The sequence below is a fragment of the Chitinophaga sancti genome (assembly GCF_034424315.1).
GTDB lineage: Bacteria > Bacteroidota > Bacteroidia > Chitinophagales > Chitinophagaceae > Chitinophaga > Chitinophaga sancti.
Map to the genome: position 1 here is coordinate 3350650 of NZ_CP139972.1, position 22417 is coordinate 3373066.

15 protein-coding genes, 1 tRNA gene and 1 CRISPR repeat array (1 of these 17 cut by a window edge) are annotated in these 22417 nt (G+C 40.8%); of the genes, 7 read left to right on the top strand and 9 right to left on the bottom strand.

Translation table 11 applies throughout. The features are described 5' to 3' along the window. Positions 1 to 5: 5 nt before the first annotated feature. The 3 genes from U0033_RS12780 to U0033_RS12790 all read right to left on the bottom strand — a co-directional run bounded on the left by U0033_RS12780 (position 6) and on the right by U0033_RS12790 (position 5714). The gene (locus U0033_RS12780) at positions 6 to 1574 is read right to left on the bottom strand and encodes a T9SS type A sorting domain-containing protein (RefSeq protein WP_072360943.1); all 1569 of its coding nucleotides are present in this window, start codon (positions 1572 to 1574) and stop codon (positions 6 to 8) included. Position 1575: 1 nt separating this feature from the next. Further along, on the bottom strand, positions 1576 to 3747 hold the full coding sequence (locus U0033_RS12785; RefSeq protein WP_072360941.1) for an autotransporter outer membrane beta-barrel domain-containing protein: 2172 nt from the start codon (positions 3745 to 3747) through the stop codon (positions 1576 to 1578). Between the two features lie 89 nt (positions 3748 to 3836). Next, positions 3837 to 5714 carry a beta strand repeat-containing protein gene (locus tag U0033_RS12790; RefSeq protein ID WP_072360939.1) on the bottom strand — a complete coding sequence of 626 codons (1878 nt, stop codon included), beginning with the start codon at positions 5712 to 5714 and terminating at the stop codon, positions 3837 to 3839. 779 nt (positions 5715 to 6493) lie between these two features. Here U0033_RS12790 and U0033_RS12795 point away from each other — a divergent pair. Continuing rightward, positions 6494 to 6766 carry a DUF4242 domain-containing protein gene (locus U0033_RS12795; RefSeq protein ID WP_072360937.1) on the top strand — a complete coding sequence of 91 codons (273 nt, stop codon included), beginning with the start codon at positions 6494 to 6496 and terminating at the stop codon, positions 6764 to 6766. A gap of 271 nt (positions 6767 to 7037) precedes the next feature. Here U0033_RS12795 and U0033_RS12800 read toward each other — a convergent pair whose 3' ends face one another. Continuing rightward, positions 7038 to 9572 carry an ATP-dependent Clp protease ATP-binding subunit gene (locus U0033_RS12800; RefSeq protein WP_072360935.1) on the bottom strand — a complete coding sequence of 845 codons (2535 nt, stop codon included), beginning with the start codon at positions 9570 to 9572 and terminating at the stop codon, positions 7038 to 7040. 198 nt (positions 9573 to 9770) lie between these two features. Between U0033_RS12800 and U0033_RS12805 the strand changes: the two genes are divergently transcribed. Beyond that, positions 9771 to 10145, top strand: a complete 375-nt coding sequence (locus U0033_RS12805) for an STAS domain-containing protein (protein ID WP_072360933.1) — start codon at positions 9771 to 9773, stop codon at positions 10143 to 10145. A 99-nt stretch (positions 10146 to 10244) separates the two neighbouring features. Next, positions 10245 to 11153, top strand: a complete 909-nt coding sequence (locus tag U0033_RS12810; protein ID WP_072361507.1) for a ribonuclease Z — start codon at positions 10245 to 10247, stop codon at positions 11151 to 11153. Between the two features lie 35 nt (positions 11154 to 11188). On the opposite strand, the gene dapA is transcribed toward U0033_RS12810, so the two are convergent. After that, positions 11189 to 12067 carry a 4-hydroxy-tetrahydrodipicolinate synthase gene (dapA, locus tag U0033_RS12815; RefSeq protein WP_072361504.1) on the bottom strand — a complete coding sequence of 293 codons (879 nt, stop codon included), beginning with the start codon at positions 12065 to 12067 and terminating at the stop codon, positions 11189 to 11191. A 118-nt stretch (positions 12068 to 12185) separates the two neighbouring features. Then, positions 12186 to 13139, bottom strand: a complete 954-nt coding sequence (locus tag U0033_RS12820; protein WP_072360931.1) for an acetyl-CoA carboxylase carboxyltransferase subunit alpha — start codon at positions 13137 to 13139, stop codon at positions 12186 to 12188. Between the two features lie 141 nt (positions 13140 to 13280). On the opposite strand from U0033_RS12820, the gene U0033_RS12825 reads away from it, so the two are divergent. Then, positions 13281 to 13354: transfer RNA gene (locus U0033_RS12825), tRNA-Asp, on the top strand. A 137-nt stretch (positions 13355 to 13491) separates the two neighbouring features. On the opposite strand, the gene U0033_RS12830 is transcribed toward U0033_RS12825, so the two are convergent. Genes U0033_RS12830 through U0033_RS12840 form a run of 3 tightly spaced genes read right to left on the bottom strand, consistent with a single transcriptional unit; the run spans position 13492 to position 14948 of the window. Further along, positions 13492 to 14415 (bottom strand): HipA domain-containing protein, encoded by a 924-nt coding sequence (locus U0033_RS12830; protein ID WP_072361501.1) that lies wholly within the window; start codon positions 14413 to 14415, stop codon positions 13492 to 13494. A 1-nt stretch (position 14416) separates the two neighbouring features. Next, a complete protein-coding gene (locus U0033_RS12835) occupies positions 14417 to 14746 on the bottom strand; it encodes a HipA N-terminal domain-containing protein (protein ID WP_072360929.1) in 330 nt (109 codons plus the stop codon). After that, a complete protein-coding gene (locus tag U0033_RS12840; RefSeq protein ID WP_072360927.1) occupies positions 14739 to 14948 on the bottom strand; it encodes a helix-turn-helix transcriptional regulator in 210 nt (69 codons plus the stop codon). Before U0033_RS12840 ends, U0033_RS12835 begins: the two co-directional genes overlap by 8 nt. 624 nt (positions 14949 to 15572) lie before the next feature. Here U0033_RS12840 and cas9 point away from each other — a divergent pair. The 3 genes from cas9 to cas2 are packed head-to-tail and all read left to right on the top strand — an operon-like array spanning position 15573 to position 21083. Beyond that, positions 15573 to 19847, top strand: a complete 4275-nt coding sequence (cas9, locus tag U0033_RS12845; protein WP_072360925.1) for a type II CRISPR RNA-guided endonuclease Cas9 — start codon at positions 15573 to 15575, stop codon at positions 19845 to 19847. Next, complete coding sequence (gene cas1, locus U0033_RS12850) at positions 19844 to 20740, top strand: type II CRISPR-associated endonuclease Cas1 (RefSeq protein ID WP_072360922.1); 897 nt, start codon at positions 19844 to 19846, stop codon at positions 20738 to 20740. Before cas9 ends, cas1 begins: the two co-directional genes overlap by 4 nt. Beyond that, a complete protein-coding gene (gene cas2, locus U0033_RS12855) occupies positions 20697 to 21083 on the top strand; it encodes a CRISPR-associated endonuclease Cas2 (RefSeq protein ID WP_245801769.1) in 387 nt (128 codons plus the stop codon). Before cas1 ends, cas2 begins: the two co-directional genes overlap by 44 nt. Before the next feature lie 89 nt (positions 21084 to 21172). Further along, positions 21173 to 22417: a CRISPR direct-repeat array (repeat unit 46 nt; unit sequence GTTGTAATTAATCGAAGATAAACATTTATTGAGAGCAAATCACAAC); it runs 18 nt beyond the window's last position.

Consider the following 22417-nt stretch of genomic DNA (forward strand, 5'->3'; position numbering starts at 1 on the left):
TCTTATCAATGTGCAATCACTATTATCTTGCAGGTATACACCTCTTTCTGCGTCTCTTTATCCTTCAGAACCAGGAAGTAAGTACCGGCTGGTAAATTGTGTACTTCCACATCTCCTATTCCTGTAATCTCCTGTTTACGCATCACCTGACCCCATACATCGTACAATTGCATAGTCAACGTTTTCTTGATTCCTCTTACGTTGATCTTGAAATCGCCCCAGTTCGGGTTCGGATAAACAGTTACAGCAACCAGCGGTCCTACTTCTCTCACATCGGAGTAGACGTATTTGCCGGTTTTTGACACTGCCTTGATGCGATAATAGCTCCATCCATCGTAGTCATTTGTATCCTGATAATAGTAACTCAATTTCGTTGTGCTGTTTCCATTAGGTGCTTTCGTGGCTACAGTACCTACCTTCGTAAAGGTTTCTTCGTTATCCAGTCTGCGCTCTACTTCAAACACATACATATTCGTCTCTCTGTTGGTGATCCATACCAGGTCAACCAGTGAGATACTTACACGGTAAGCGTTGAAGTCAATAATCGTAGCCGGAGAATAACTGTTGGTATAGTTAGTCTTTTTAGCGAAGTAAGCATTCAGACCAATCCCCCCGAATCCACGGGAATGCATGGTAGCTGAAGAAGCCATCGCAGCAGTGGTAAGAGATCCCGCAGTCATGTTATCATTTACACTGTAACGGTGCTCCCACTGGCTATCCTGGAATAAAGAGATGTAACTCTCATTCCTGCTTAAATTATATTCACCTCCTTCATCACTATCCATATGCTGCAGGGTAATGGCTGTTTTGCCGGTTCCCCCCAGCTCCTCTCCTATATTCCATGTCTTGTAAACAACGGTATCATATATAGTTGTACCGGAACTTGCATATTGATATACACTATCAAACACGCGGGCATGAAAATCTTCCGGATTTCCTTCGTACTGCACGGCTGCAGGTGAATAATTTGCAGGTGTGCTACCTATTGGGAACATCACCTGTCCTGCGGCGCTGGAGAGTTTGGAACGATACAGGAATCCGCCGGTGGAGCCTGTACCGGTTACGATGAAACGTTTGTCAGAATAACCGGAGATAGTACCTGTATTGGTCTCTCCTACCATGAGGTTTTGCCCGTTCAGATAAATCAGCCCGTTAGACAGGCTAAGGTTATTTCTAATCTTCAGGTCATTGAGGGTATAAAAGATCACACCATCCGGGTTATTAACATCTACGTTTGGAAAGCTTGCTCCAATTTTCGCAGCTACATTGAACCCACCGGAAACAGTTTGTTGGCCGCTTCTACCTGCAAAACGGAAAAAGCCCCCGGTGCCCTGAAGCCCAGAGGTGCTCTCGTCTTTTAATGATGCGTTAAACCCGTTCGTCCAAACTTTACCATAGAAGAAAAGATTAGCGTTCGGGCTCGATCCTAATGACCCTTCATTCGTTATGTCGCCAAATACTCCGACGTTACCGAAATTCCATACCTCGGCACTGGCAGAAATATAAGCTGCCTGCTGACCAAAGCATAGATTAAGCATAACACTCAGGAGCAATGTGGTAAAAAATAACTTCATGTCAAGTATCGTTTGTCTTGAAATAGATATTGGTAGAAGCCTTTTGAATAATGATCCAATAGTTATGAGCACCATCCGCCTGTAAAGTCACGGAGTGCTGACCATACAGCCAGCAGCTGGAACCGCCCTGCCCTATTGTATCTGATCCTGAAGGTTTTATTTCCACGTTACCGGAACCGGAACCACCAATCTGGTTAACTACAATGTATACTCTGCCATTACAGGTTTTAGCCTCAGGCAGCGTAACAGTTACGTTAGAAGGGAACTGCCACTTCATGGACCTGAAAGCCACTGTGTACATGGTACCATCCAGTGTTAAAGTGGAGGGAATCTCATTATCCTGATAACTGAGCAATGCAGTGGTTACCCCTCCTGCACTTGCCGGTGTAGCCGGCACCCAGTTCGTTCCATTGTATGTTAATACCTGTCCGGTAGTGGGTGCAGTTGTTGCAATTGTTTTGCCCTGTAACTGATTCGCATTCCAGACAGCACTTGTATTATTCGCTTTAACAGATCCGCTGGCAATGCTGAGTGTAGCAGCATCATACCCCATGGTGGCAATGTCTCCGCTGGTGCTGTTACGGCCTAATAAATTATCAGGTATACCTGTGCTACCCGTCAATCGCATGGTACCTCTTACATCCAAAGTCTGTGCAGGAGTCACACCAGCCATATTGATACCTACTTTCTTTGACTGCATGCGCATCATCTCAGTATAGGATGAATCCACGTAGTAGTAGCTTTTGAATAAGATAGGTTCATCGCCATCATCACCGATAATGAAATCAAAACCACCATTATTACTGGTACCTGTAGCACCCAGTTCAAAAAAATCGGTTCCCGCAGCCGGACCCTTCACACGAAAATTACCATCACTGTTTGTCCAGAATTTTGGTTTGTAAAACTGTACTGTACTGGGTACATCAAATTGCAAAGCAGATCTTACAAACGTGACGCTTTCATCTGCATTTGTATATTCCGGATAATTCTGTACTAAGCCTAAAGTAGCACGGCGACCAAATTCCAGGAAAGAAGTATTGTTGGATTTGATCACCATCTTTACATCATTGGTCGTACCGAGGAATTGCGTATTGGCATTTACATTTCCGTTACCAGTGATCAGCCAGTTATTGGCAGATGCATTAGAAGTGACTACCACATCGCCGTTGGCATTTACCGCAAGTGTATTAGCAAGGGGAGTTTGTAAAGTAGCTGCTCCCAGACCAGTCAGGCGTAAACCGGAAAGGCCGCTGGCAGCAGTTGTGCCTCCTATTTCGGCAGTATTATTGGGAGTACCGGTAATCCCTACACCGAGTTTAGTGCCAATGGATCCATTACCACTGATTGAGAAACTGGCCGTTTGAGTACCGCTTGATATATTTTGAATATAGTTAGATGCTAATGATGGAATATCAGCAGCAACCAATGCACGGAAAGAAGGTGCACCTGCCGCTCCTGCCGGGGCTGCGAATACTGTATTAGCTGCCTGAGAGTTGAAGGTACCAGACAATGTACCGGTTGATGTGACAGGGCTTCCACTTACTGAGAATACTGAAGAAGGTAAGGACAATGCAACGGAAGTAACAGAACCATTACTACCCACAGCTTTTGGAATCCAGCTACTGGAAGCTGCATCCCATGTCAGTACTTGCTGATCAGCAGGGGCGGTAGTGGCTATGTTGCGGCCTTGTAACTGGGCCGCATTCCACAAATTAGAAGTATTCAAAGCTGAGATAACACCTGCACCGGATAAATTGATTCCGGTACCGGCACTGAACGCCGCTCTTGATCTGGCGTCAGTATAATAAAGATTGACAGATTCAGAAATATTGTTGGTGGTTAATGTAACTGCAGGACCTGTTTGTCCATTTACAGATGAAATAGCGTTGGTTTCGTCTACGAGTTTTTTCCATGTTCCATTTTTGCGGATATATAATAATTTGTCAGGAACATAATATATAATCATACCATCTGGAGCAGCATTGAGCGGGGCGATAGTATAGTCGGTAATTCTTGGTAGTAATAGTCCTTGTTTATCACTATTCAGGTCCAGCAGTGCTGACTTTTCAATTGTAGTCGGGTTTTTCCCCAACTTCAATTGCTGTGCATCTGCAAATGCTGCAATCAGCAGAAACAGGCACAATAGCACACGCTGGTTTGAGAATGTTGTCATAGGTATTAATTGGTTTCACGGATACGGGCTCACAAAAGACATTATACAGGAGCAGCATAACTGCTGCTCCTGTAATAAAATCTTATCCCTTATTTCTTGATAATATACCAGTTAGTACCATCAGTTTGAACGGTAATGAAAGTCCAGTCGTTGTAGATAACATAGCTTGAACCACCTTCGATGCTGTTAGCACCTGGCATGATGGTCACTGCTTTGTCAATATCACCACCAGTTTTCTTGATAGTGTAGATACGACCCTGGATACCAGCTGCAGGAGCAGGCAGTGTGATAGTGAAAGCACCTGCAGTAGCATCTGCAAGGATAGTGTTATCAGCACCAGTTACAGTATAAGCAGCAGTTACGGTTTTGATAGTCATCGCTACAGAACCATTCACCTGCAGGGTAGAGTTAGCTACACCTGTAGAACCAATTGCAACACTGTCAGCATAAGATTTGCTACCAGCGAAAGATTGTCTTTCAGTAGAAACAACACCTCGTTGAACAGCAGTGTGTGTAGCATCAAGTGCGCTTGCATTTGGCAGGTTGAAAGTAACAGTCTTGGCAGTACCGTCTGCTACGATATTGAAGTCTGTACCAGCTGTATTAGCAAGCAATTCCACATCGCTACCACCAGTAGAAGTAGCACCGGTTTTGATCAGTGTGATTGCATTTGCAATAGCATCAAATGAGAAGGATTTTACTTCCACATTTTTAGTAGTTGCATTCTGGATCAGTACATTCAGGTTATTTGTTTCACTGTTTGCAGCAGCAGTGTTCAGTGTTACAGTACCACCCAGTGTAGCAGCACCGGTTACACCCAAAGTACCGCCAACATTAGCGTTGCCGGCAGTCAGGTTTAAGTTACCTGTAGCCACGTTTACATTACCGGTAGTTACATCCACACCGTTATTCAGTGTAGCTTTACCAGTTACATCCAGGGTATTGCCCAGGGTGGTTGCACCGGTTACACCCAAAGTATTGCCCAGGGTAGTAGCACCAGTCACACCTAAAGTGCTGTTCAACGTAGTAGCACCATTTACAGTTACAGTACCGGTGAAGGTTTTAGCACCTGCAAAAGATTGTGCACCAGTAGTTACAATACCATTTCTGTCGGTAGATGCTTCGATCAGTGACAGCTCGTATTGCTTGGTGGCAGTATTATAATTGATCATGGCACCTTTCGTAGCATCGAAAGTAGTAGCAGCAGCAGTGATCAGGTTCGCTACAGTGAGGCTGTTACCAGCTGCCAGGTTCTGGAGGGTAGTCCAGTCAGTCAGGGACATGAAACCATAAGACTTAGTAGAAGTACCATCCATGATAGGTGCATTGATAGTTACCTGACCATCCGGCGCCTGTGTAGTACTTAAAGTAAGAACAGAGGCATCAACGTTTGTCAGCAGGCTTTTGAAAGCATAAGCTGGCAAAGATTTCTTTACGATAGTACCATCAGCTTCGATAATCAGTACATCCAGCGCAGCATCAGTGGCAGTAGCTGCAACATTCTTCAGCTGTACTTTACCGTCAGTCTGTACGCTGATCGCTTCAGTAGCATTTGCACGGATAGAGAGTTTCTGTGCATCAGAAGTACCGACGTAGTCAGTGGTAGGATTAGTACCTGCATTACCAGCCATACTCCAGTTAGCAGCAACATCAGCAGCACTGGCTATTTTCACCCAGACACCTGCTTTACGCATGTACACACCGTTATTAGCAGGAACTGCACCGTTCAGGTACACGATCATACCGTCTACAGCATCAGTGCCGATCGCTGTATTGATGGCGGTAAAATCTGTCAGCCTTGGCAGCAGGAGACCTTGTTTGGTGCTGTTCAGCTCCAGGATGGCAGACTTAGTAATCTGTGAAGGATTATCACCAATTTTCATCTGTGCGTTTGCCGCAGTAGCTGCCAGGGTGATACCACCAGCCAATAAAAGTTTGCGTGAAACGTTGTGTAAAACTGTTTTCATATTAGTATAGGGATAGATAGATTTTAAAATTTATTTATTTATCCGATTTCCTTTGATTAATAATTTAGTCTACCTGGCACAACACTATTTATTCCGCTGCACAGATTGGGAGCTTGTCAGGCATTCTAAAGGTTTTCAATTAAAAAGTGGTTAAAAGAGGTAAAATGTAATGTCCACTGTTATTGTACTGTTCACGAACCTAAATGTAAAAGGCTTTACTATTTCCTATGGCGCAAATATCTAATATTAGTAATATTAGTTAAATGACATGAACGTATCATTTTATTCATAAAGACATTTCATATAAACAATTGATTATCATTATAAAAAATATAAATATAAATATAACCTGCAAAAACACGCAGGTGGATGCGCCTGAATAGGGGTAAATAGGGCAAAGCAAGCGCAACCAAATAACATTAATGTGTTATGCCCACTTCGATTTTCGTTCATTTGGGCTAATTTTAATGATATTTTAAGACAAAATAATATCAATATCCGATAAGGCATACCACTTTTGTAGAAATACTACTACAGGAATTTTCATATATGATGTGAGGGGCAAATAGGAACAGCGTTTTTTGAGTATGCTTCATTTTTAAGCCGGTTTCAGGTCAATATTCTAACTTAGAAATATCGTTCCCAGGAACATTCATTTTGCTCATCCTTCAGCCTGCAAATGATCTTACCTACTTCAACATTATCATGAATTAGTAACTGTATTAGAATTGCAATCCGTACCTTGCAGGAATAATTTTATAACCCCAAAATTTGTTAACATGCCAAAATTTGTCATCGAACGGGAGATTCCCGGGGCGGGAGACCTCACCCCTGAGCAATTACAGGGTATTTCACAAACATCATGTAGTGTATTGAGAGAGCTGGGTCCACAGATTCAGTGGGTACAGAGTTATGTGACTGGAGATAAGATTTTCTGTATTTACATTTCACCGGATGAGGAGACGATCAGGGAGCATGCGCGAAGAGGAGGATTCCCGGCAAATGCGATTCACAAAATTGTGACGGTGATTGATCCCACCACGGCGGAATGATTTAAAATAACAAAGGCAGCTTCGGGGAAGCTGCCTTTGTTATTTTATAGAATCAATGAGTTGTTGAAATGGAACATCGCTCATTGTATAAGAGACCCAATTCCTGCCGCTCTCAATTTCTATCAGTAAATTAGTTTGCGGAGTCTCACAAATAATCATCCTTTAACACTAAAGGGGGGGAATATAGATCATTCACCCATAAAAAAACTCCCGGGATGGTATCCCGGGAGCACTTATTGGAAAACATTACTATCAACTATGGCTTCATTTATTAAGCCTCTGATTTCTCAGATTTGTTACTTCTTTCTGAGTTTTTCAAAGTAAAAATCAGTTTCTGATTTTCCTTATCCAGATCAGCAATCAATACATCTCCGTTGTGAATATTCATATTCAGGATCTCTTCTGCTAAAGGATCTTCCAGGTATTTCTGGATAGCCCTGTGCAGCGGACGGGCACCGAACTGCTGATCGTAGCCTTTTTCTGCCAGGAATCCTTTTGCTTCTTCCGTCAGTTCCAGGCTAAAGCCCAGGTTTTCCAGACGTTTCAGCACGCTCTGCATAGTGATATCTATGATAGTATAGATATGCTCTTTGCTCAGTGAGTTGAAGATGATCACATCATCAATACGGTTGAGGAACTCAGGAGAGAAGGTACGTTTCAGTGCTTTTTCAATTACTGATTTTGTATTCTCTTCTTCACTGTTGGATTTGGCGTTGGTAGAGAAACCTACACCTGCACCGAAATCTTTCAGCTGACGTACCCCAATGTTAGAGGTCATAATGATCAAAGTATTCTTGAAATCTACCTTACGGCCAAGGCCATCGGTGAGGATACCATCATCCAGCACCTGCAGCAGGATATTGTAAATATCCGGGTGTGCTTTTTCGATTTCATCCAGCAGGATCACAGAGTAAGGTTTGCGGCGAACTTTTTCAGTCAGCTGACCACCTTCTTCATAACCTACATATCCCGGAGGCGCACCTATCAGGCGGCTTACTGAGAATTTCTCCATGTATTCACTCATATCTATACGGATCAGAGAATCCTCTGAATCGAACATATAGCGTGCAAGTGATTTAGCCAGCTCGGTTTTACCAACCCCTGTAGGACCCAGGAAGATGAAGGTACCAATTGGTTTCTTCGGATCTTTCAGACCTACGCGGTTACGCTGAATAGCTTTGGTGACTTTGCTGATGGCTTCGTCCTGACCTACTACTGCACCCTTCAGGTCTTCGCCCATACGACGCAGTTTTTCGGTTTCGGCCTGTACCATACGTTTTACCGGGATCCCTGTCATCATACTCACTACTTCAGCGATGGCTTCTTCATCGATTGGGTAGCGTTTATGTTTCACTTCTTCTTCCCACACGGCTTTCGCACGTTCCAGGTCTTCTCCCAGTTTCTTTTCAGTATCGCGCAGGGCAGCAGCTTCTTCGAAACGCTGGCTCTTCACGACTTTATTTTTTTCCTGCTTGATATCTTCGATCTGTTTTTCCAGATCCAGGATATTCTGCGGAACGTTGATGTTCTTAAGGTGTACACGGGCTCCTACTTCATCCAGTACGTCGATTGCCTTGTCTGGCAGCAAACGGTCTGTCATGTAGCGGTCGCTCAGTTTTACGCAGGCCTGAATTGCATCGTCAGAATAACTTACGTTGTGATACTCTTCATATCTTGGTTTGATATTGTTGAGGATCTGAATAGTTTCCTCCACGGTTGGTGGATCTACCATTACTTTCTGGAAACGACGGTCAAGCGCGCCATCTTTCTCGATGTACATACGGTACTCATCCAAAGTGGAAGCACCAATGCACTGGAGTTCACCACGAGCCAGGGCAGGTTTGAAGATATTGGAAGCATCCAGAGAACCTGAAGCACCACCAGCACCTACGATCGTGTGGATTTCATCAATGAACAGGATCACATCTCTGTTTTTCTCCAATTCATTCATGATGGCTTTCATCCTTTCCTCGAACTGGCCACGGTATTTAGTACCAGCTACCAGTGCGGCGAGGTCGAGGCTAACAACGCGTTTGTCGAACAATACGCGGGATACCTTACGCTGCACGATGCGCAGTGCGAGGCCCTCTACGATAGCGGTTTTACCCACTCCCGGTTCCCCGATCAGGATCGGATTATTCTTTTTACGGCGGGATAATATCTGCGATACACGCTCAATTTCCGCTTCGCGACCTACAATTGGGTCAAGGCTGCCACTCTCGGCCAGCTTAGTAATATCCCGGCCGAAATTATCCAGCACAGGAGTTTTTGACTTCGTATTAGTCTGTTTGGCCTTAGAGGCAAAACTTTTACGCTCATCTTCAAATTCTTCCTCTCCCGGATCATCAAATTCTGCCTTAGGGTCAGCAGACTTTACGAAGCCCAGCTCGTTTTTAAAAGTGTCGTAATCCACGTCAAACTGTTGTAAGATTTGTGTACAAACGTTTTCTTTATTCTTGAGGATAGAAAGCATTAAGTGCTCCGTTTCCACTGTGGGAGATTTCAGTGCCTTTGCTTCAAGCACCGTAACACGGATTACTTTCTCTGCCTGCCTTGTTAGCGGGAGGCTATTGATATTGGCGATATTCTTTCCAGTCTTATCTTTTACGGCCAACTCAACCTCCTTACGTAGTTCATAAAGGTCTACATTCAAGGCCTGCAGAATTTTAACAGCTGTCCCTTCCCCCTCTCGGATAATGCCAAGCAGCAGGTGTTCTGTGCCGATGAAATCATTCCCTAAGCGTAGAGCTTCCTCTCTGCTAAACGAAATGATCTCCTTTACTTGCGGTGAAAAATTCTGGTCCATTGTGAGAATATTAAATTATTAAAACCCTTACCGGGACTTGCTTATACAATATTAGCAAATAATTTTGATTTACCTTTACCCTAACACTTTAATAGTATAAAGTTCATTGTGGAGGGGTAATGAAGTAAGAAGAAGGCTGTTATTGGGCAGGATTCCGATTACTTATTTACTAAATCTAATAAAACAAAACCTTAAGGGATGGAATTCAAAATTGATACCAAAGAAAAAATTCTCGTTGTACAGCCGCAAATAAGTTTGCTGGATGCTAATTTGGCAGATGCCTTTGTAAAAGAAGTATCAGATCTACCCGGGTTAGAAGGCCGCAATCTTATACTGGACCTGGCATTGGTGTCAAATACGGACGAAGCGGGTACGCAAGCCATTTTAACAGTTTATAACCAGCAGTATGACAGCAGTTTGTCCTGCGCCCTCACCGGGCTTAACAATGACCTTTTAGCAAAAATTAAGGCGGCTGATGAAAATGTTGTAAACCTTGCCCCTACTATGTTAGAAGCGATTGACCTCGTCATGATGGAGGACCTTGAAAGAGAATTATTAGGCGAAGATGAATAATTTTTGTGCATTTGCCTCAGTGCCGCTATTTGGTTCCGGAATGTGGAAAATGGTTCCATATTCCGGAATTTTACATTTTATAAATGCGTATTTTCGGGCATGTTTGCGGTAACCATATTAGGTAATAATTCGGCTCTTCCCACGTTAGACAGGCATCCAACGGCACAGGTAGTCACATGTAACGATAGTTTGCTACTCGTAGACTGCGGCGAAGGCACCCAGGTACAGATTGCACGGTACAAAATCCGGCGCAGTCGGCTTAAGTACATATTTATCAGTCACTTACATGGAGATCATTATTTTGGTCTCATCGGCCTTATCAATACTCTGAGTCTGCTGGGGCGCCAGGATCCTCTTTATTTATTTGGGCCCCCGGAACTGGAACAGATCCTCAAACTCCAGATGGAAAGTGCTGCTACTACGCTACAATTCGAGATGCATTTCACCGCTTTACTACCGGAAAATCAAGGCATTATTGTGAATGACAAGGACCTGCAGGTGAGCTTTTTTGCCACCAGGCACCGCATTCCCTGCTATGGATTTGTGTTTGATATGCAGAAACGGAAGAGAAGAATTGTACCCGAACAGGCAAGGGCATATGAAATTCCCGCCGCCTATTTCTCCCAATTGGCCGAAGGAGCTGACTACCAGCGAAAGGATGGGGTACTTGTAAAAAATGACTGGGTGACCCTGCCTCCTGCCCCGGGTAAGAAATATGTGTATTGTGCAGATACGATGTATACGGAGGAATTATTGCCACACGTCCACCAGGCAGACCTGGTGTACCACGAAACAACTTATTTACATAACCTGGCAGAGAGAGCCGCTGAAAGATATCATAGCACCAGCGTGCAGGCAGCGACATTAGCTGCAAAAGGAGCCGCTAAAAGACTGATTATCGGGCATTTTTCTTCGAAATATACAGAGCTGGCAGCTTTCCTGGAGGAATGCAGGCCAGTGTTTCCAAATACTGATCTGGCACTGGAAGGAGCTACTTATATCATTTAAAAAACTAAGGGCTGCCTTCTGGCAGCCCTTAGTTTTTATTTAAAACGCTTTACGAAAGCGGCAATTCTTGCCTGCAATCCATCACTCACCGGCACAACCGGTAAACGGAATACATTTTCGATCAAACCACCCTCCTGTAAAAACGCTTTCACGCCCGCAGGGTTGTTTTCTTCAAACATGAGATCAAAAGCTTCCTGCAATTTATAATGTAAAGTTCTTGCTGTCGGGAAATCGTTCTTCAATGCAGCACGCACCATATCAGCGGTGTCTTTTGCAAAATAATTCGCTGCTACAGAGATCAAACCATCCATACCGGTAGCCATCTGCGGCATAGCCAGGGCATCATCCCCACTCACCACGATAAAATCTTTCGGTTTATCACGAATGATCTGCATACACTGCACCATATCACCACTGGCTTCTTTCATTGCCACGATGTTTTCCACTTCATGCGCCAGGCGCAGGGTGGTCTGAGCCGTCATATTACGGCCTGTACGTCCAGGTACATTGTAGAGAATAACTGGCTTTGGCGCTGCTGCCGCTACCGCCTTATAGTGCTGGAAAATGCCTTCCTGACTTGGTTTGCTGTAATAAGGAGCTACGCTAAGTATGGCAACGGCTTCATCGAGCGGACAGGTTTCGAGACGCTTGACTACATCACGGGTGTTGTAATCTCCAATACCCACCACCACAGGCACGCGTTTGGCAACTTTTTCGAAGGTGAACTTCATGATGTCCAACTTCTCTTCTGCGCTCAGTGTAGGTGTTTCACCGGTGGTTCCCAGGGATACTACATAGTCAACCCCGCCGGCAATCACATGATCGATGACTCTCTCTAAAGCATTCCAGTCGATGCTTTCGTCTTTTTTAAAGGGCGTAACCAGCGCAACACCGGTGCCTCTTAATTGTTCCATAATGCGTAAAAATTCCGGATAAGAAATTTCAAATAGCCTCCCGGCATCTCCCTTCAAGGGAAATTCCTGAAAGGAGGTGCAAAGATGCCAATTTGAAATGGTTTATGTCAAATTATTTTTAACGTTCGTCAAAAAAGCCCATGTTGCTGTATTTGTCAATACGCTGTTCGATTCTGGTATCGGCATCTATCTTTTTCAGTTCTGCCAGCTCTTCTTTAATTTTTTGCTTCAGGATCACCGCCATCTCATCAGGGTTTACGTGCGCGCCACCCAGCGGTTCATTGATTACACCATCTACCAGGCCAAAGTTCTTCATGTGATCAGAAGTCAGTTTCAGCTCCTCGGCAGCCTTCTCTTTGAAGTTCCAGCTACGCCAGAGGATGGTAGAACAGTTTTCAGGAGAAATTACAGTATACCAGCTATTTTCCAGCATCAGCACACGGTCTCCGATACCAATGCCCAGGGCACCACCGGAAGCACCTTCACCGATAATGACACAAATAACAGGCACACGCAGCTTCACCATTTCAAATATATTACGGGCAATTGCCTCACCCTGCCCACGCTCTTCAGCTTCCAGCCCAGGGTAAGCACCCGGTGTATCTATCAGCGTTACAATAGGCTTGTTGAACTTTTCAGCCAGTTTCATGAGACGCAATGCCTTGCGATAGCCTTCAGGATTTGCCATACCGAAATTACGGATCTGCCGCATTTTGGTGTTTACACCCTTCTGCTGACCGATAAACATCACCGTTTCGCCATCCAGGTCGGCGAAACCGCCTACCATCGCCTTATCGTCCTTTACATTCCTGTCGCCATGCAGCTCCACAAAGTTAGTACACATCTTCTCAATGTACGCCAGGGTATAGGGCCTATCCGGGTGCCTGCTCAGCAGTACCTTTTGGTAACTGGTCAGATGATCATAGATTTCCTGACGGGTATGAGCGATCTTAGACTCATATTCCACCACGGTAGCTGTCACGTCAACACCAGACTTGGCGCCGTTTTCTTTCAGTTTTTCCAGCTGATCATACAAGTCCGCAATAGGTTTTTCGAATTCCAGGAATTGCATATTTATGTTATAAATTGGTTAAAGTACGGTGTAAAGATAACGGGTAAAATATTTTTTAAAAAAGATTTGCAAAATTGATTGCTTTGTTGCTATCTTTGCAATCCCAAAACGGGAAAGCGGTAGCGCTGGAACGAAGGGCAAGGATCAGTAGTTCAGTTGGTTAGAATGCCGCCCTGTCACGGCGGAGGTCGCGGGTTCGAGTCCCGTCTGGTCCGCAAATATTTTTGAAACCCCGCGCTAAGCGCGGGGTTTTGTATTTTAGTCGAGTGATCCCCTTTGTATACCCTCCAATTTTATAAGCGTTAGAAAAACGTCAATGAATTATTTATTGAAACCAGGTTCAAACCAAATCTCATTCAAAGATTTGCTGCTTTTTAGTCCATATTTCCCAATACTTTTCTTTTTTTTCCCTACTCAAAAAGGAGCTATTAATTAAAGTGTGCACCTTTGAATTAAAAGACTTAAATCTTTTATAAGTATTATGTCTTACTTTTTCAGGAATGTTTAAGACAATGCCTAACGCTTCAAAATCTCTCAATTTTATATTCTTCTTTTTGCCGTTGAGCAATAATGCCATTTCTTCCTGGTCCTTGGGGAAAACAAGGTTAACATTCAATAGATCATAAGCGGGACTCAGTGCTATACTGTTCTCAAGATGAAGTAAGGAAAAGTTTTTAAGATGCATATCATTATTTCCTGTCAGAAAACAGAAAAGCAATAATTCGAAATATTTCAGTACATCAAGCCCTGAATTAGTACAATACTGAAGTATTAGTTTTCCAGCTTTCTCGTAGGATCCTTTGTACTTATTTTCTGTTAAAAAACCAGAAAGCTGACAGAAGTCTTCAACATGAATCTTTTCCCTTTTTTCCCTATCAAAACGTCTGGCAATATAAACAAGGTTTCCATCAGTAGATCTGAGCAAGGTATGATGACATGTCAGAATACCAAATATTGCGGCAAGATGCATGGTAAGGTCTTCCGTTTCTGGCATGGCTACCATTATTTCATGTTGAGGTTTCAATATGTATTCTCCCCACAGCCCCACGATTGTAAGTCTGCCATTACTTTTAATCCTCTCCAACGTAACTGATAACTTAGGTTGCACACCTGTTAAGGCTATATGACTGCTAATCGTCTTTTCTGCCAGATCTTTTAATAATTGTTTGTCCAGGTTCAGCTCTGGCATAGTTTCGGTACCAAAAAAACGTTTTGCACATTTACTGTGGTATTCCTTGTCCCCAGCATCTTTATAGCAGAATAAACAATTGGACATATTATTCAATTTCATTTTCGGGTTCTATACTTACCGCACCAATAGTATCTCTGCATGTAAGTAATAATAATTCAAAGCGATCATTACCTTTAACTTTCCAGTGATCTTTAGCTATGTCTAATAGCCAGCCTTCAGGAATCAGTCCATCAAAGAAAGCAAACAATGTAAAACTATGATAAACCTCTTTTTGTAATGGTAAGGTTAAACTTATTGGTTTAGCCGATTCATCAACCAAATAATCTTCGTGATATAAAAACTTATAGCCGCCATCATATTCTGTTAGTGAACCAGCAAGTATGCTATTATAATACACTTTTGCAGTTTTACTCATTATATGTTGTTTTAGGTGCTGGTATAAGTTCCATCCCAAATAATTGAAGTAACTGATTCACTTTATCCATACGCATGGATGTTTTACCCTGTTCAATTTCCCGGATGAGCCGTAATCCCAGCCCAGATTTTAAGGATAGTTCTTCTTGTGTCAACCCGTTTTCTTTACGCTTAGCTTTAATTGTTTTGGACAAAAGAGTCATTTTATACCTTTTAGGGTATAAAAATACGAAATATCTACTTTTTATACCCTAAAAGGTATAAAAAAGCTAAGTACTAATAGATTTATACCCTAAAGGGTATAAATAAATAAAGAGGAGTAGAAGAATTGGGAAGCTTTGTAAATTATCCAATTCGTTCTTTATTTAGCAAAACACAGCTACCTATTACCAATAGCATGTTTCGGCGATGATTTTTAAATGGGTAGGTTTTAGATAAATCCCTTGCAAACAGGTTCCTTTAAATAAAAGCTAAAATATTTTGTCATAGTAGTCAATCTTTTTTCATTAATTTCAAGTTGAAAATCAATAATTTCTGCACGAATTTCATATACCACGTTTAACCTTGAAAAATGAGCCAAAAGAATGCAATAACTATCCCAAATAAAAAAGGCATATTCAGAAGTACAATTTATACAGGGATTTATTTGAAAAATAAAATAGCCCCACCAGAAGCAGGGCTTAGAAATTCTTCGGCTTATAGCCTTATTGTGATTTGCTAATCAAATATAGCAAATCAATTAATTCAACCACACTCTTATTCAATATTTTCCGGAAACAAAATTTATTAGTTCGACTTTATACCCACGTATAACTAAATCTGCAATTATGAATAATACTTTGGGAATTGACTTAGGCACACATTCTATTGGATGGGCCATAAGAAATCCAGATTTACAGGGAAATCAGACTGAAAAAGTTGGTGTTATTAGATTCAACGAAGGAGTAGGATCAGGAAAAGCCGGGGAATATTCGTATGCAGGGCAGCGAACAACTAAACGCGCAGCCAGAAGATTAAATCAGGCAAGAAAATATAGGATCTGGACGACCCTGGACCATCTGATTTCGGAAGGCTATTGTCCTCTTTCAAAAGAAGATCTGAATAATTGGAGGCATTATAACAAAGGAGAAGTCCACACAAATAAAAATGCTGGAAGAGTTTATCCCATTGACAATTTTGAATTTGCTAACTGGGTAAAACTCGATTTCGATCAAGATAACGCACCGGATTATAAAAGCCCCTACCAATTAAGAAAAGAACTGGTAACAATAAAGTTATCTTTCAGTGAGGAGAAAAATCGTCATAAACTCGGTAGAGCATTATACCATATTGCGCAACGAAGAGGTTTTAAGAGTAGCAGGAAAGAAACCATCGAAAGCATAGAGGAGCTGGCTGCAGATGAAAAAGAAATAGATCTGCAGGTCTCTGAGAAAAAAAAGAATAGGGTAATCAGCGAACTTTTTGAGAAGTATCCTGCAGCAAAGACCATTGGACATCTTTACGCCTTATTGGAAGATGATAATGTCAGAATCAGGGAAAATATTTCTCAATATGCTATTCGTGAAAACTATAAGGACGAGATTAAGCACATCTTTGAATTTCAGGAACTGGGTCTTGAGCATCCTTTATACAAGCAATTAGTAGAAGAGAAAAAAAATAAAAACGATGGCAGTATCTTTTATAAACGTCCGTTACGCTCTCAAAAAGGTCTCATTGGTAAATGTACATTGGAAGCCAATAAATACAGGGTACCGGTTAGCCATCCGGCATTTGAGAAATACAGAGCCTGGTCGTTCTTAAATAATATTCAATACAGGACACAAGGACAAGGATGGCAAAATTTACCCTTAGCCTTGAAAGAAATGATTTTCAAAGAAAAGTTCTTTAGAAAATCGAAAGTATATTTCCCCTTTTCTGAGATTATTGAACTTCTTCTCAAAAAAGGGTATCACTGGACATACAACTATTCTCCTAAAACAACCGTAACCGGTTGTCCAGTTTCAGCAAGGTTAAAAGAGATTTTTGGAGAAAATTATAATAACATAGAAATCGAAAAAACTCCGTCGTCTAAAACATCCAAAAACTATTACAACCTGGAAGATATCTGGCATGTGTTATTTTCCTATGAGGACCAGGAATGTGTAGTAGACTTTGCCGAACAACGGTTACAACTCCCTCCTGATAAAGCAAAATTATTTGTTGCTGCATGGAATGCCATGCCAGTTGGATATGGAATGTTGAGTTTAAACGCCATCAACAAAATTAATCACTTCCTGATAAAAGGACTAATATATACTGAAGCCGTTTTATTAGCGAATATTCCATATGTTATTGGACCAGAGTTATGGGAAGGTAATGAAACGCTATTTCTTAATGCTATCAGTACAATTATTGAGACAAATAGAGAGCAAAAGCTTATTGTCAACATTGTCAATAACCTTGTATCGAAACATAAAAGTCTGGATCAAAAATTCGGATACAAAAATAATGACTATAAACTTGACGATCAGGATCATTCCAATATCTTGGGCACTATTATCGAAGTATTAGGGCAAAGCAAATGGGATGAGTTACCTGAAGAAAAACGATCATTTGTTCGTGAAATGGTGACAGGTTGCTATCAGGCATATTTCAGAACCACTGGCCTTGTAAGGAAAGACATCAGGGGGCAAAGACATTTTGAGGTAAAAACAAGTAATCATACATTTTATAAATCAGATTCCGGGTATTATACAATGCCGAAACTGATCAACTCACTTACAACATTTATTCAGGACAATTTCATTGTATCTGAAAAAAAATTATCGAAGGTTTACCATCCATCTGAAATTAACATTTACCCAGCAGCCAAACCAGGAAAAGATCAGGTAACTGTATTAGGGTCTCCGAAGACGGATGCCTTTAGAAATCCCATGGCGATGCGAGCCTTGCATGAACTGAGAAAACTAATCAATTACCTGATTACCACCGGGCAAATTGATAGTGAAACCAGAGTCGTTGTAGAGGTAGCAAGGGAATTAAATGATGCAAATAAACGCTGGGCTATAGAAACATGGCAAAAACAACGGGAGGCTGAAAATGAAGAATTCCGGCGGATCATTGAAGAATTAGTTCAGAAGGATGGAATTCAGGCAAATAGTCAAAGTGAAAAGGATATAGATAAGATCAGGTTATGGTATGAGCAGAACGGGGAAGAGACGGTACCTCCCCTTACCGATGAGCGTAGGGAAATTAAAGGTATACGCTGGACCGAAAACAAAAAGGATTCCTATAAGCAAATATCCCTGCAAAAATCCATGATCGAAAAATATAGACTGTGGAAAGAGCAGGAATGTCAGTGTATCTATACAGGGAAAGTTATTCCTATTGCTGAATTATTTAATAGCAACGTTGTGGATTTTGAACATACTATTCCAAGAAGTATCTCCTTTGATAATTCACTGGCGAATCAAACGGTATGTTATGCCTATTACAACCGGACTATAAAGAAAAATTTGCTTCCTTTTCACCTCCCTGATTATGAGGGCATATTATCAAGATTAGAGAAATGGGAAGAAAAGGTTAATCGTATAAAACAGCAACTCGATTTCTGGAGAAGCAAATCAAAAAAAGCAATTGATAAAACAAGAAAAGACGAAGCCATACGGCAACGCCATTTATGGCAAATGGAACTTGACTATTGGCAAAATAAAGTAAATAGATTTACGATAAAAGAAGTTACAACAGGATTTAAAAATAGACAGAAAATAGACACTCAACTGATTTCGAAATATGCGTTTCATTATTTAAAAAGCTATTTCGAAAAAGTGGAAGTTCAAAAAGGAAGTATTACGGCCGAATTTCGGAAAATTTACAGTGTGCAGTCGTTTGATGAAAAGAAAGATCGAAGTAAACATTCTCACCACGCCAAAGATGCTGCCATACTGACGTTAATACCTGTGGCAGGAAAGAGAGATGAAATACTACGTGAATATTATGAATGTAAGGAAAGACATCAGCCTTTTAGCAATACACCATACCCCGGATTCCGCCGTGAATATGTCATGGATATTGATGATAATATCTTGATTAACAATGTAAAAAACAATCAAATGCTTTCCATTGCTAAGAAAAAAATAAGAAAAAGGGGGAAAGAAGTATTTATACCGGGAACGAATACCCCAATGTGGGCTACCGGAGATTGCATTCGGGGCCAATTGCATCAGGAGACATTTTATGGTGCAATAAAGCCTGCTAAAAGAGATGAGAAGGGAATCCTGATTAAGGATGAAGAAGGAAAATTTGTTCAGGAAAATGAGATACAGTATGTATTAAGAGTACCATTTGAATATAAAAAGGATGCTGGCTCCGTCGGATTTAAAACACTTGAGGAGGTTGAAAAGAAAATAGTAGATGTTGGGTTAAAAGAGCAGATAAGGAAACAGGTAAATGAGGCAGGTAGTCTTAAGGAGGCATTTGAAAAGGGTATTTATATGCTTGATAAGGAAGGAAATAAGGTAAATAAAATACGGCACATAAGGATTTGGGTCACCGTTGTAGAACCCCTTAAAATTAAAAAGCATACTCATCCATCCAGGTTTCCTTACAAACAGGATTATTACGCAGCAAATGCAACGAATAGTTATTTTGCTATTTATAAAGGGGAAGGAAGAAAAGGTTATGATGTAAGAAGTCTTTTTCAGACGGCAAATATACTATCCCTAAATAAGACTAGAAGGCGAGATGAACTATTTGAGTCCTCAAAATCTATTATTAAAGGAAAGAAGACACATACATTACATCTATCCTGTGTTCTTGAAAGAGGTACTAAGGTCATTTTTAGTAAAGGAGAAAATGATGATCTGGCATCTCTTGAACATCGGGAAATATTAAAGAGATTATATGTATTGACGAAATTCGAGAAGGATGGAAGGTTAAATTTCAGGTATCACCTGGAGGCAAGAAATGATATAAAGGATGTATATACAGAATCGGAACTGGATTTTACCACACCCAAACCCACTTTGCGTTTCTCTTATTCGAAGTATGATTTTTGGGTAGAAGGATATGATTTCAATATTAATATGGATGGTAGTATAACTTTTAATACTTCTAAACCATGATTAAACGTACTTTATATTTTGGCAATCCTGCATATTTAAGGACAAGTAATGAACAACTGGTGATAGAATTGCCAGAAACAGGTGAAATTAAAACAGCAGTTATTGAGGATATTGGTATTTTAATATTAGATCATCAGCAGGTGACAGTTACGCAAGCTTTAATCTCTAAATTGCTTTCAAATAATATTGCGTTGATTACGTGCGATAGCAGCCGGCATCCTACCGGTCTTATGTTAAATTTGGATGGTCATACACTACAAAGTCAAAAATTCCAATATCAAATTAGTGCGTCTGTACCCTTGAAAAAACAGCTATGGCAACAAACGGTTGAGGCAAAGCTATGCAACCAGGCAGCGATGCTCAAACAAGAACATTCTGACAATAAGTATATTTTACATCTAATTTCAAAGATAAAGAGTGGGGATAGTGATAACTGTGAAGCACAGGCAGCTGCTTATTACTGGAAATGGATATTCCCCGATTTCCTTTCATTTAAAAGAGAACGTGATGGCGCTCCTCCTAATAATTTACTTAACTATGGGTATGCTATTTTAAGGGCTCTTGTGGCAAGGAGTTTGGTAGGCAGTGGATTATTGCCAACTTTAGGGATCTTCCACAGGAATCAATATAACGCATACTGTCTTGCTGATGATATTATGGAGCCCTACAGACCATTTGTCGATAAAGTGGTATGCCAGATTGTAAGAGGAAATGGAAGATTTCTTGAGATGACTCCGTCTATGAAGAAGGCATTGTTGGAAATACCTGTAATGGATGTAGAAATGGATGGTCAAAAAAGCCCTTTGATGAATGCAGTGCAGCGCACAACAGCAAGTCTTGCTAAATGTTTTGAAGGGAAGACAAGGAGAATATTATATCCTAATTTTATTTAGCGATAAAATGTTTAACAGCCTAAATGCTTATCGAATTATGTGGGTACTCGTTTTTTTTGATTTGCCCACTGAAACAAAGAAGGATAAAAAAAGCTATGCTTTATTCAGGAAGAAAGTATTGGCTGACGGTTTTCAGATGTTTCAGTTTAGTATGTATATAAGGCATTGTAATAGTAAGGAAAATGCTGATGTACATGTTAAGCGGGTGAAAGCGGCATTGCCATCAAAAGGGCATGTTGGAATTATGTGTGTTACTGATAAGCAATTTGGGATGATGGAGATATTTAGGGGCCATAGTCAAACGGAGGTTCCGGGAACGGTACAGCAGTTGGAGTTGTTTTGAAACAGGAATGAAAAAATGCTTGCGGGAAGTGTTTTTTCATTCCTGTTTTATCCACAATTGATTGTATTTCAATTAAATACAAGGTTCCTGTTGTAATTAATCGAAGATAAACATTTATTGAGAGCAAATCACAACTAGCGTCCGGTATAGGAGGTATCAATCCTTGTTGTAATTAATCGAAGATAAACATTTATTGAGAGCAAATCACAACTATAACTGAGCAACGTCCGGCGCGTGGCTGGTTGTAATTAATCGAAGATAAACATTTATTGAGAGCAAATCACAACTAAAGCCTATGCATTGCTATGATACAGAGTGTTGTAATTAATCGAAGATAAACATTTATTGAGAGCAAATCACAACACTTAAAAACTCTTTAAACATTACAAAATGGTTGTAATTAATCGAAGATAAACATTTATTGAGAGCAAATCACAACATTAACTTGACGTTTACCGGGTGTGTCGGAGTTGTAATTAATCGAAGATAAACATTTATTGAGAGCAAATCACAACACAGTATCGCAGCTGGAAATTATACAATCAGTTGTAATTAATCGAAGATAAACATTTATTGAGAGCAAATCACAACAAAACAACTCGTATACCTAAAAAACAGCCAGTTGTAATTAATCGAAGATAAACATTTATTGAGAGCAAATCACAACTGTATGCTCAAAACAATGCGTTTAGCCCTAGTTGTAATTAATCGAAGATAAACATTTATTGAGAGCAAATCACAACATCTATACGGTAAGTTCGTAAAAGACAAAGGTTGTAATTAATCGAAGATAAACATTTATTGAGAGCAAATCACAACTTGTATTTATGCAGTAGATAGCCAATTATTGTTGTAATTAATCGAAGATAAACATTTATTGAGAGCAAATCACAACATGGATACATCCAATGAAATTTGGCCTGTGGTTGTAATTAATCGAAGATAAACATTTATTGAGAGCAAATCACAACATTGCTGCAGTGCCTACACCTGGCTATAAAGTTGTAATTAATCGAAGATAAACATTTATTGAGAGCAAATCACAACCGTATCTGGCTTCTCCACCTGGATTCATCGGTTGTAATTAATCGAAGATAAACATTTATTGAGAGCAAATCACAACCTAACTGAATGTATATATAAATACATACTGGTTGTAATTAATCGAAGATAAACATTTATTGAGAGCAAATCACAACACCTCCCGCGCAGCGATTACCGATGCCTTAGGTTGTAATTAATCGAAGATAAACATTTATTGAGAGCAAATCACAACTGATAAACTGGAACAAATCCGCAATCAGATGTTGTAATTAATCGAAGATAAACATTTA

Excerpts from the sequence above, each read along its gene's own strand:
- U0033_RS12820 (WP_072360931.1), bottom strand. The coding sequence starts at position 13,139 with ATGCAATTCCTGGAATTCGAAAAACCTATTGCGGACTTGTATGATCAG.
- U0033_RS12840 (WP_072360927.1), bottom strand. The coding sequence starts at position 14,948 with ATGACTCTTTTGTCCAAAACAATTAAAGCTAAGCGTAAAGAAAACGGG.
- U0033_RS12805 (WP_072360933.1), top strand. The coding sequence starts at position 9,771 with ATGGAATTCAAAATTGATACCAAAGAAAAAATTCTCGTTGTACAGCCG.
- U0033_RS12795 (WP_072360937.1), top strand. The coding sequence starts at position 6,494 with ATGCCAAAATTTGTCATCGAACGGGAGATTCCCGGGGCGGGAGACCTC.
- U0033_RS12785 (WP_072360941.1), bottom strand. The coding sequence starts at position 3,747 with ATGACAACATTCTCAAACCAGCGTGTGCTATTGTGCCTGTTTCTGCTG.
- cas9 (WP_072360925.1), top strand. The coding sequence starts at position 15,573 with ATGAATAATACTTTGGGAATTGACTTAGGCACACATTCTATTGGATGG.
- U0033_RS12800 (WP_072360935.1), bottom strand. The coding sequence starts at position 9,572 with ATGGACCAGAATTTTTCACCGCAAGTAAAGGAGATCATTTCGTTTAGC.
- cas1 (WP_072360922.1), top strand. The coding sequence starts at position 19,844 with ATGATTAAACGTACTTTATATTTTGGCAATCCTGCATATTTAAGGACA.
- U0033_RS12835 (WP_072360929.1), bottom strand. The coding sequence starts at position 14,746 with ATGAGTAAAACTGCAAAAGTGTATTATAATAGCATACTTGCTGGTTCA.
- U0033_RS12780 (WP_072360943.1), bottom strand. The coding sequence starts at position 1,574 with ATGAAGTTATTTTTTACCACATTGCTCCTGAGTGTTATGCTTAATCTA.
- dapA (WP_072361504.1), bottom strand. The coding sequence starts at position 12,067 with ATGGAACAATTAAGAGGCACCGGTGTTGCGCTGGTTACGCCCTTTAAA.
- U0033_RS12830 (WP_072361501.1), bottom strand. The coding sequence starts at position 14,415 with ATGTCCAATTGTTTATTCTGCTATAAAGATGCTGGGGACAAGGAATAC.
- U0033_RS12790 (WP_072360939.1), bottom strand. The coding sequence starts at position 5,714 with ATGAAAACAGTTTTACACAACGTTTCACGCAAACTTTTATTGGCTGGT.
- U0033_RS12810 (WP_072361507.1), top strand. The coding sequence starts at position 10,245 with ATGTTTGCGGTAACCATATTAGGTAATAATTCGGCTCTTCCCACGTTA.